Genomic DNA, 11,122 nt, shown 5'->3' on the forward strand with positions numbered 1-11,122 from the left:
AAGAAAAATGGGCAATGCAGTTATCGTAAGTGCGGTACGTACCGCCGTCGGCAGTTTTCAGGGCAGTTTGGCAGGTTTCAGTGCGCCGGAACTCGGCGCGCTGGTGATCGAAGCGGCGTTGGAACGCGCGGGCGTTGATAAAGAGCAGGTCGACGAAGTGATCTTGGGCAATGTGCTGCAGGCGGGGCTGGGGCAGAATCCGGCGCGTCAGGCGGCGATCAAAGCGGGTTTGCCGGTCAAGACTTCCGCCTATACGATCAACAAGGTGTGCGGCTCGGGCTTGAAAAGCGTCAATCTGGCTGCGCAGGCCGTCATGACAGGCGAAGCGGAGATCGTGATCGCAGGCGGCATGGAGAGCATGTCGAACGCTCCCTATGTACTCGACAGCAAGAGCCGCAGCGGCTATCGGATGGGGCACAGTCAGGTGAAGGACGTCATGATTCAGGATGGCCTTTGGTGCGCGTTTCATGACTACCATATGGGCATCACGGCGGAAAATGTCGCCGAGCGCTATCAGTTGAGTCGTGAAGCGCAGGACGAACTGGCGCTCGCATCACAGTCCAAGGCGGCAAAAGCATTGGCCGATGGCGTGTTTAACGCGGAGATCGTTCCGGTGACGATCAAGAGCAGGAAAGGCGACCGTGTTTTCAGCGTCGATGAATTCGTTAAGACGGACGCGACGGCTGAGGGATTGGCCAAACTGCGCCCGGCGTTCAAGAAGGACGGCACGGTCACCGCAGGCAACGCATCCGGCATCAATGACGGCGGAGCGGCCGTCGTGGTGATGTCGGAAGAAAAAGCGGCGCAACTCGGACTTAAGCCGCTTGCGCGGATTCGCGCCTTTGCATCAGGCGGCGTAGAGCCGGAACTGATGGGACTCGGTCCGGTGCCTGCGGTGCAAAAAGCGCTCGACAAAGCGGGACTGAAAGTGAACGATCTCGACCTGATCGAAGCCAATGAAGCGTTTGCGGCGCAGTTTCTCGCGGTCGGACAGGAACTCGGCTTTGACCAGAAGAAAGTGAACATTCACGGCGGCGCGATTGCGCTCGGCCATCCGATCGGAGCCAGCGGCACACGAATCTTAGTCACGCTGCTGCATGCGATGCAGCGCGAAGAGGCCAAGTTAGGCCTGGCGACGCTTTGCATCGGCGGCGGCCAGGGTGTGGCCACGATACTGGAGCGGCTCTAAAATGCGCCGCTGAGACCGGCGACAAAACGAAAGTAAGTGGGACGTTTTTACACGAAGAGTCGAAGAAGTGAAGCGGGCCGATAAGATCGGCCCGCTTCGCTTCTTCGTGTTATCATTTTTTCATCCAGCTCTTCTTTCGTATCTCTTCTATTTTTCAAGTGTCTAAAATCCGGGCGGCGCGGTTTTCCACAAGGAAAACTGCGCCGCTTTTTTTTATTATCGAGCGCTTCAGGAAAGGGGATTTGGCGCGACGTGACGAAATGAAGAGTAACTAATCGATGCGAAAGACGCCGAAAATGCGCGGAGGTGATGACGTGAGACGTTGGGCCCGGACATTGCGTATGCTCAGTTTGCTTTGCGCCTGGAGCCTGCTGCTTTGCGCTCCGGCATGGGCGGAAGAAATGCCGTCGACGATTCGCGTCGTCATGGACGATAATTATCCGCCGTTTGTCTTTCGCGACGGAACGGGACGCTTGCAGGGCGTTCTGGTCGACCAGTGGATGCTGTGGGAACAAAAGACAGGCGTCAAGGTCGTCTTGACGGCGACCGGCTGGAACAGGGCGCTGCAATGGATGAATGAGGATCGCGCGGACGTGATCGATACGATCTTTCCCAGTCCCGAACGGCAACGCATCTATGATTTTTCGCAGCCCTATGCGCGGATCGACGTGCCAATCTTTTTTCATGAGAGCATCGCGGGTATCAGAGACCTCGAATCGTTGAAAGGGTTTCAGGTGGCGGTGAAGAAAGGCGATCTGGCGGAGGAGAAATTGCGCAGCGGCGGCGTACAGGGTATCGTTGAGTTTGACAGTTATGAGGCGATTGTCGACAGCGCCAAGCAGGGGCGTACGATGGTCTTTGTCATGGATAAGCCGCCGGCGCTTTATTTTCTCTACAAGGCGGGCTTACAGGAGCGTTTTCGCCAGTCACAGCCGCTATACTCCGGTGAGTTCCGGCGTGCGGTGCACAAAGGCGATGCGAAGATGCTGCAACTGGTGGAAAAAGGCTTCGCCGAGATCAGCAAGGACGAATATGAGGATATTGAACGGCGCTGGCATGGCAGCACGGAAAGCAACGTATTGCTGCTCCTTTATCTGCAGCATCGGCTGCTCTTTTTCGCAAGCGTTGGCGGACTGATTTTGGTACTGCTCGCCTGGAACGAGATGCTGCGCCGCCGGGTAAGAAAAAAGACCGGAGAGTTGTTAGAGACGGTCGCTCAGCTGGAGGGCAGTGAAAAGAAATATCGTGAACTGCTGGAGAATCTGACGGTTGCGGTCGCGGTCTTTTCCGCGCAGGGCGAGTTGACGCTTTTTAACCAGACCTATCTCGACTTGCTCGGCATCACGGAAGAAGAGGCGCGTAAAGGGCGCTTTAGAGAGGGCTGGCAGTATCTTCTGCCAAACGGCGAGCCGATGCCGCCGCAGGAAGAACCGCTGCTGCAGGTGCTGAAAAGCGGCAGCGCGCTGGAAGACTGTCTGCTCGGCATCCGGCGCAGGAAACAAAGTGAGCCGATCTGGCTCAGCGCCACGCTTTTTCCGGAACTTGACGCTGAAGGCCAGGTGCGCCAGGTCGTGGTGACGCTGAGTGAAGTGACGCAATTGAAGCTGGCTCAGCAGGCGCTGCTCGCCTCGGAGGAAAAGTTTTCGAAGATCTTTCGCTACAGCATGGACGTCATTGGCTTGGTTCGCGTGGCAGACGGCGCTTTTATGGAAGTGAACGATGCGTTCAGCAGCCAGTTGGGCTATTCGCTCCAAGACGTGATCGGGAAAAATTCACTGGAGTTTTCTTTGTGGGCGCGTCCGAACGAGCGCGAGGAAATCCAAGGTCTCTACCGTGCAGCGGGCAAAGTGTTTAACAAGGAAGTGCTCTGGCGACGCAAAGACGGCGAACTGCGTACCGGCATCCTGTCGGCGGAGGTAGCGGGCATCGGCGGCGAGCAATATATCCTCTTCGTCTGGCACGATATCAGCGAGCGCAAGTTGGCGGAGGATGCATTGCGCCATGTCAATGAGGAGCTGGAACGCAAGGTCGAAGTCAGGACGCAGGACTTGCTGGCGATGAATCAGGAACTGACCGCGGTGAACCAGGAACTCGAGCAGACCGTGGACAGTCTGCGGCGAACGCAGATCCAACTGCTGCAGTCGGAAAAACTGGCTTCGCTCGGCAGTCTGGTCGCCGGGATTGCGCATGAGATCAATACGCCGGTGGGGATCGGCGTGACGGCGTCATCGCATCTGCAAAAAATGACGCGTGATTTTCTCCAGTTGTATGAAGCCGGCGGCATGAAGCGCCAGGATCTGGTTCATTTCCTTGAAGATGCCGAGGAGGCGTCGACCATCGTATATACTAATCTCGAACGGGCGTCGCGTTTGATCCGCAGCTTCAAGCAAGTGTCGGCGGATCAGTCAAGCGAAGAGCGGCGCCGTTTCAAGGTGCGGCAATATATGGATGAAATCCTTTTGAGCATGCTGCCCAAGTTGAAAAAAACGGCACACCGGATTCAACTCAACTGTCCGGATGAGCTGACGATCGACGGGTATCCGGGCGCTTTTTCGCAGGTGATCACCAATCTGGTGATGAACTCGCTGCTGCATGCCTATGGCAGCGGCCAAGCGGGCGTGATCAGTATTGATATTCAGGCGGACGGATCCGATATTCATTTGCGTTATGCCGATGACGGCGTTGGGATGGAAGCGGCGGTGGTTGAGAAGATTTTCGATCCATTTTTCACTACCCGACGCGGAGAAGGCGGAACCGGTCTTGGAATGCATATCATCCAAAACATCGTCACGCAGCAATTCGGCGGCAGCATTCGCTGCAACAGCCAGCCGGGCCAGGGAACGGAATTTATCATCCGTTTCCCGCAGCAAAGGGAGGAGAAGCAGCATGAACAAGGATGACGAGTTATTATTCGCCGATGAGGCGGAAGATGCACAAGCGCAGGTCAACGTAAAAGGCGAACAAGCCTGGAAGGTCCTGATCGTCGATGACGAACAGGAGGTTCACAATGTCACGAAACTGGCGCTGCGGCGTTTCGTCTTTGACGGCAGGCCGGTCGAATTCATCAGCGCTTTTTCTGCTGCGGAAGGCCGGAATTTACTGGAGGAGCACGATGATACGGCGGTCGTGCTCTTGGATGTGGTGATGGAAGACGAAGGGGCCGGGCTGCGTCTGGCCAAATACATTCGCGAAGAACTGGGTAACCGTCTGGTGCGCATCATCCTGCGCACCGGCCAGCCGGGACAGGCGCCCGAATACGAAGTGATAACCGCCTATGACATTAATGATTATAAAGAAAAAACGGAATTGACGACGCAGAAGCTGTATACGACGCTAGTCGCCGCGTTGCGTTCCTATCGCGATCTGCGCATCATCGACATGAACCGCAAAGGGCTGCAAAAAATCGTCGATTCGGCCGGTTCGATCTTTGAGCTGCAGTCGATGCAGAAATTCGCTTCCGGCGTCTTGAGCCAGTTGGTGGCGCTTTTGCGCCTGAACCCGAACGCGCTCTACTGCCATGCTTCGGCTTTCGCCGCGACTTGCCCGGCCAGCGGCGAGACGACGCTGCAAATCCTGGCGGCCACCGGCGAATTCGAAGCGCTAATCGGCGCAAAACACCGCGCCGACGCAAAGGCGTTGCCAGGCTATCCGATCATTTCGCGTGCGATTGAAGAACAGCGCAGCGTGTTTGATAAAGATTGCTTCGTCATCTTCTTTCGCAGCAAGCGCGGTTCGGAAAATCTGATCTATCTGGACGGACTGCGCGAACTGGCGGAATGGGATCGCCATCTGCTGGAAGTCTTTTGCACCAACGTCTCGATCGCCTTTGAAAATATCTATCTGAATGAAGAAGTGGAAGACACGCAAAAGGAAATCCTCTTCACCCTGGGCGAAGTCGCGGAGGCGCGCTCGCAAGAAACCGGCAACCATGTGCGACGGGTCGCCGAAGTGACCAAGCTGCTCGCGCTCAAAGCGGGGCTGCCGGAGGACGAAGCCGAGATGATCCGCATGGCGACGCCGATCCACGATCTTGGGAAACTGGCGATTCCGGATGCGATCCTCAATAAGCCGGGTAAATTGAGCGAGGAAGAGTTCGCCATCATGAAGAAACACGCCGAATACGGTTATGAAATGCTGCGCCATTCGCACCGCCCGATCCTCAAAAACGGTGCGGTTATAGCGCTTCAACATCATGAACGCTATGACGGAAAAGGCTATCCTAACGGATTGAAGGGCGAAGAGATTCACTTCTACGGCCGTTTGGTGGCGCTGGCGGATGTCTTTGACGCACTCTCCACGCAGCGGGTTTATAAAAAGGCTTGGCCGATGGAAGAGGTCGTCGAATATATCCGTGAACAGCGCGGCGCGCAGTTCGACCCGCAAATCGTCGATCTGTTCCTAGAGCATGTCGATGAAATTCTGCGGATTCGTGAACGCTATCCTGAAGACTAAGCCGGAAAGGAGCGCATATTTTGCTCTATTGGATCAAGTTTATCTATACGACGTTCTTTTTCCCGCCGGGTTTGTTCATCGTCCTGTTTTTCGCTTTGGCGCTGCGCGCGCTAAAGACGCGGCGCAGCAAACTTGGCCTGGCGCTTTTGGCGCTGACGCTGCTCTTTTACGGCTGCTCGATTCCGCTCGTCAGCAACTTGCTTGTCCGTTCGCTGGAAAGCCGTTACGCGCCGCCGATCTCGCCGCAGGGAGATATCATCATCGTGCTTGGCGGCGGTGCGACCTTGGATACGCCGAATGTCAGCGGACAGGGACACTTATCCGGCTATGCGGCCAATCGATTGCTGACGGCGCTGCAGCTGGAACGGAAACTGCAGGTGCCGATCGTCGTCTCGGGCGGCAAGGTTCTTGCGACGACCGGCTGCGAGGCTCTGGTCGCGCAGCAGATCCTGCTCGATCTCGGCGTAGCGCCGGAACATATTTTATTGGATGAGAAGAGCCTCAATACGGCGGAAAACGCGCGCAACACCGCGCGCATCATGCAGGAAAAAGGCTATCGCCAACCGATCCTCGTCACTTCGGCGTTTCATATGGCGCGCAGTGTCGAGCAATTCACTAAGAACGGCGTTATAGTGCAGCCGTATCCGTCGGATTATTTGGTAAATGTGCATGGCGGTTTTGAGTGGTACCATCTCTGGCCGTCAGCTGGGGCGCTGGCAGAGTTTAGTTTGGCAGCCAAAGAATATCTCGGACTGTTGGCGGTTAAATGGTATTAAAAAAGCTGTGCAGCGCTGCACGGCTTTTTTTGCAGGAAAGAATGATGCGCGTCAGGCTGGACAAGCGGCGAGTTGCGCGGTAGAATAGATGAGCAAGAAAAAAATTCTAGGAAAAATTCTCAAGAAAGAAGAAGTGAATGCAATGATTGGTGTAAGCAAACTTCTCTGTGATACGAATAATTTTGGCGACAGCCTACGCTATGCGAAAGGCTCGCACGGTCAGCAGCACGGCGCGGTTGCCGGAATGGGGCCGGTCGTGGCCTGGAATGTCACACGGACCTGTAACTTGAAATGCGTGCATTGCTACGCGGATTCAGATGCGCAAAAATATGACGGCGAACTGACGACGGCCGAAGCGCTGCGTTTTATTGACGACTGCGCGGCGTTTAAGGTGCCGGTACTGCTTCTTTCCGGCGGCGAGCCGCTGATCCGGCCGGATATTTTCCAACTGGTCGAATATGCGAACCAACGCGGCATCCGGACGACGTTTTCCACGAATGGAACGCTGATCGATGCGGCGCTGGCGCAAAAGATCAAGAGCCTTAACGTCGGTTATGTCGGCATCAGCCTGGACGGTCTGGGCGAGGCCAATGACAAGTTCCGCGGCAAAAGCGGCGCGTTTGAACAGGCGTTGCGCGGCATTCGCCATTGTCTGGCCGTCGATCAGCGCGTCGGTCTGCGCTTTACGATCAATCGTTATAATTTTCATGATCTGGAAAATGTATTTCAGTTGATTGAAACGGAAAAAATTCCCCGCGTGTGTTTTTATCACCTGGTTTATTCCGGTCGGGCGGCGGAGATGATGCAGCATGACGTCACGCATCAGGAATCGCGTCAGGCGATGGATTTGATCATCGCCAAGGCGAAACAGCTGGGCGACAAATGCGAGATTCTGACCGTCGACAATCATGCGGACATCGTGTATCTGTATATGAAGTACAGGGAAAAGAATCCGGTTTTGGCGGAACGAATCTGGGAACTGATGAACCGCAATGGCGGCAATCGTTCCGGCATCGCATTCGCCAATGTCGATCCGCTCGGCAATGTGCATTCGGATCAGTTTACGCAGAACCATACGTTCGGCAATGTGCGCGAGCGGGCGTTCGGCGAGATTTGGACCGATATGTCGAATCCGATCCTGGCCGGTCTGAAGGACCGCAAGCCGCTGCTCAAAGGCCGCTGCGCAGCCTGCAAATGGCTCGGCGTCTGCAACGGCAACTTCCGTGCGCGGGCCGAAGCGGCGACCGGAGATTTTTGGGAATCGGATCCGGCGTGTTATCTGACCGATGAAGAAATCGGACTGAAATAGAAGAAAACACCCGTTCTGGCAACGGGTGTTGAGACTGTCGATAAAACGAAATTAAGTGGGACGTTTTTTACACGAAGAATCGAAGAAGGGAAGGCCGGAAGAATTTTTAATTTTTTATTCCTTTCTTCCCGTAGGGCCGGTAGTATCAGTCCGCTTCGCTTCTTCGTGTTATTGTCTCTTTTCATCTTTCTCTTCTTTTGTGTTCATTCTATTTTTTCAGTTGTCTACACTCTGAACACCCATTTTTGCAGTGGGTGTTTTTTTCATTGGCGCAAAGAAAGTTTGGAAAACTATGTTAAAATAGAGAGAGAATTGTGCTGACAGAGAAAAGAGAGGCGCGGCAGAGAAAGAGGATTGGTGAAGGCAGTGGCAAACAGGGGAAGAGAAGGGGCGGCGTGCCGCCTGCCGTGGGAAGTGGTTCAGCTGGCCCTGGAACGTGCTGGTGAAGGGGTGGGCTTTCTTACGGAGCGGGGCGAACTGATTGAGACAAATTCGGCGTTTCGTCGTCTGCTGGGGATGACGGCGAAAGATGCGGCGGGCGAGACGCTGGAGCGCTTGTTGGCGACGCCGCTTCAGGAATCGGTTTGGCAGGGCAAGGTTTCCCTGCTGAATCAGCCGGTGACGAATTGGTTGGGGGCCGATTTGTGGCTGGATTTGCATCCGCTGGATGAAATGATGGGCAACGGGTGGTTGGCTCTTTTGCGCCAGGGACGTGAACGACAATTAGCCGAGCAGCTGGCGCTTGCACAGCGGCGTCTCGATTTGATGGAAAAGCAGGCGGCGCAGCAGTGGGTGCCGGATAAGTATCAGACGGAGTCGCGTGAAAAGCAAATGCTGCGTCAGTTGAAAGCGGGCAGCGCGTTTGAAAAATTTATCGGCGTCAGCCAGGTCGTCCTGGATACGCTGACGATGGCCGCGAAAGCGGCGCGCGTGCAATCGACGATTTTAATCAGCGGCGACAGCGGTACGGGGAAAGAAGTACTGGCGGAAGGCATCCACCTTTCCAGTCCGCGCAAGAGCGGGCCGTTCATCAAGGTCAACTGCGCAGCGTTGTCGCTGCAACTTTTGGAAAGCGAACTGTTCGGTCATGAAAAAGGCGCCTTTACCGGCGCGATCCGGCGTAAACAGGGCAAGTTCGAATTGGCGGACGGCGGCACGCTGTTTCTCGACGAAGTCGGCGAGATGGATCCGGCGATGCAGAGCAAGCTGCTGCGTGTCCTGCAGACCAGCAGTTTCGAAAGAGTCGGCGGCGAAGAAACGCTGACTGTCGATGTCAGGATCGTCGCGGCGACGAATCGCAATCTCGCGCAAATGGTGCAGCGCGGCGAATTCCGTGAAGATCTGTATTACCGCTTCAACGTCATTCCGCTCGAATTGCCGCCGCTATGCGAACGGCGTGAAGACATTCCGCTGCTGGTCGATCATTTTCTGCGCTATTTCAATCGTGCGTTCGGTCAGGAAGTGCTTGGCATTCGCCAGGACGCGATGGAAATGTTGCTTTGTTATTCCTGGCCGGGCAATGTGCGCGAATTGCGCAACGTAGTCGAACGTTTGGTGGCGCTCAGTGATGATAAATATATCAGCAAAGAAGATCTGCCGCGCCATATCGCGCTGCCGGAAGAAAAAAAATGTCCGACGGATGCGGGAGTGGGTTTGCTGAAAAACGGCGATATCTTCCCGCTCGAAGAATACGAGAAAGAAATCATCAGAGAAGCGCTGGCTCGTTACGGCAGCTACAGCGCCGCGGGCAAGGCGCTCGGCATCACGCATAAAACGGTGGCGGCCAAGGCGCAAAAATACGGTTTGGAAAAACAATAGCGAAAAGGGAGCGAGCGGCGCATGCCGCTCGCTTCAGACTGTAGACAAAACTCCACTCCCGCTAATGATATGATAAAATCATTAGCGGGAGTGATTTTATGTACGAGAAAAAAGATCGAAGTCAACAAAGCCAAATTGAATTCTTCTGCTTAGAAGATTTAGTACCGAAAGATCATATATTACGAGACATTGAACGAGCCATCGATTTTCGCTTCATCTACGACGAAGTCGACGGTTTATATAGCGACTCCGAACGAGGCAAACCAGGAATTGATCCGGTGAGTCTGTTTAAGATCGTACTGATTCAATACCTGTTCGGCATTCGTAGCATGCGTCAAACCATGAAAGAAATTGAAGTAAATATGGCTTACCGCTGGTTTATCGGATACGGCCTTACCGAAAAAGTCCCGCACTTTTCAACCTTCGGCAAGAATTATACCCGGCGTTTTCAAGGAAGCGATGTGTTTGAGCGGATCTTTATGCGCATCCTGTACGAAGCAGTAAACTGCGGTTTCATTGATGCAAGTTCCGTATTCATTGACGGAACCCATATCAAAGCACGAGCCAACAAAAAGAAAAGCGCAAAAGTGTTTGTGCCGATTCCGGCCAAGCAATATCAAGATGAACTGAATGCGGAAATTCAAGCCGATCGCGAAAACCATGGCAAGAAACGGTTAAAAGATAAAGACGACGATGAAAATCCGCCGCAAGGTAAAACCATCACGCAAAGTACGACGGATCCGGAAAGCGGCTTGTTTCATAAAGGCGAGCATGAAAAATGCTTTGCCTACGTAACCAACACGGCTTGTGACCGGCATAACTTCATATTAGGATACGAAGTCGCAGCGGGCAATGTTAATGACAGTCGATTGTTTGATGAACTGTATGAACGAGTCGTCAGTTATTTCCCTGAAACCGAAACCGTTGCCGTCGATGCGGGCTACAAAACGCCCTGGATTATGAAACAAATTATCGACAGTGGCCGAATTCCTGTCGTTCCCTACAAGCGTCCTATGACAAAAGAAGGGTTCTTCAAGAAATATGAATACGTATATGATGAATATTATGAATGCATGATTTGCCCTGGCAACCAGGCGCTTGGCTACAGTACGACGAATCGTGAAGGATATCAAGAATATAAAAGCGATGCAAAACAATGCAAAGTGTGTCCGCATTTAGAGCAATGCACGCAGAGCAAAGCGCATCAAAAGCAAGTCCAAAGGCATGTATGGGAATCCTATCTGGAACTTGCTGATGAGTATCGGCACATGCCGATATATCGCGATATTTACAAATTGCGCTCGCAAACAATTGAGCGTGTCTTTGCAGATGCAAAAGAAAAGCATGCAATGCGCTATACGCAACTGCGTGGCCTGCAGAAAGTGAAAATGCAGGTGACGCTTACTTTTGCATGCATGAATCTGAAAAAACTGGCGACCTGGAAGAAACGCAGGGGTATATTACCGCCTGTTTTTCAACGTTTTTTCGAAAAACTGCGTTTTTGCAGTGAAAATTGGATAACTGAAATTGAAAAATGCACCTTACGCTTTGCGTAAAGTGCATTTTGTCGACGGTCTG

7 protein-coding genes are annotated in these 11,122 nt (G+C 53.7%); all 7 read left to right on the forward strand.

The window, feature by feature from the left end; genetic code table 11:
• The first annotated feature begins 7 nt into the window (after window positions 1-7).
• Window positions 8-1,189: an acetyl-CoA C-acetyltransferase gene (locus QTL79_RS14580; RefSeq protein WP_346355703.1), complete on the forward strand. Its 1,182-nt coding sequence runs from the start codon at window positions 8-10 to the stop codon at window positions 1,187-1,189.
• Between the two features lie 314 nt (window positions 1,190-1,503).
• The gene (locus tag QTL79_RS14585) at window positions 1,504-4,089 is read left to right on the forward strand and encodes a PAS domain S-box protein (RefSeq protein WP_346355704.1); all 2,586 of its coding nucleotides are present in this window, start codon (window positions 1,504-1,506) and stop codon (window positions 4,087-4,089) included.
• Window positions 4,076-5,641 carry a DUF3369 domain-containing protein gene (locus QTL79_RS14590; protein WP_346355705.1) on the forward strand — a complete coding sequence of 522 codons (1,566 nt, stop codon included), beginning with the start codon at window positions 4,076-4,078 and terminating at the stop codon, window positions 5,639-5,641. The genes QTL79_RS14585 and QTL79_RS14590 overlap by 14 nt, the downstream gene beginning before the upstream one ends.
• Before the next feature lie 20 nt (window positions 5,642-5,661).
• Complete coding sequence (locus QTL79_RS14595) at window positions 5,662-6,417, forward strand: YdcF family protein (protein ID WP_346355706.1); 756 nt, start codon at window positions 5,662-5,664, stop codon at window positions 6,415-6,417.
• Between the two features lie 142 nt (window positions 6,418-6,559).
• On the forward strand, window positions 6,560-7,726 hold the full coding sequence (nirJ1, locus tag QTL79_RS14600; protein WP_346355709.1) for a putative heme d1 biosynthesis radical SAM protein NirJ1: 1,167 nt from the start codon (window positions 6,560-6,562) through the stop codon (window positions 7,724-7,726).
• A gap of 357 nt (window positions 7,727-8,083) precedes the next feature.
• Window positions 8,084-9,544, forward strand: a complete 1,461-nt coding sequence (locus QTL79_RS14605) for a sigma-54 interaction domain-containing protein (protein ID WP_346355707.1) — start codon at window positions 8,084-8,086, stop codon at window positions 9,542-9,544.
• A gap of 98 nt (window positions 9,545-9,642) precedes the next feature.
• A complete protein-coding gene (locus QTL79_RS14610; RefSeq protein ID WP_346354798.1) occupies window positions 9,643-11,100 on the forward strand; it encodes an IS1182 family transposase in 1,458 nt (485 codons plus the stop codon).
• The last annotated feature ends 22 nt before the right edge of the window (window positions 11,101-11,122 follow it).

The organism is Azotosporobacter soli (assembly GCF_030542965.1).
GTDB classification, from domain to species: Bacteria; Bacillota; Negativicutes; order SG130; family SG130; genus Azotosporobacter; species Azotosporobacter soli.

Coding starts and splice junctions, on each gene's coding strand:
- QTL79_RS14580 (WP_346355703.1), top strand. CDS start 8: ATGGGCAATGCAGTTATCGTAAGTGCGGTACGTACCGCCGTCGGCAGT.
- QTL79_RS14590 (WP_346355705.1), top strand. CDS start 4,076: ATGAACAAGGATGACGAGTTATTATTCGCCGATGAGGCGGAAGATGCA.
- nirJ1 (WP_346355709.1), top strand. CDS start 6,560: ATGATTGGTGTAAGCAAACTTCTCTGTGATACGAATAATTTTGGCGAC.
- QTL79_RS14610 (WP_346354798.1), top strand. CDS start 9,643: ATGTACGAGAAAAAAGATCGAAGTCAACAAAGCCAAATTGAATTCTTC.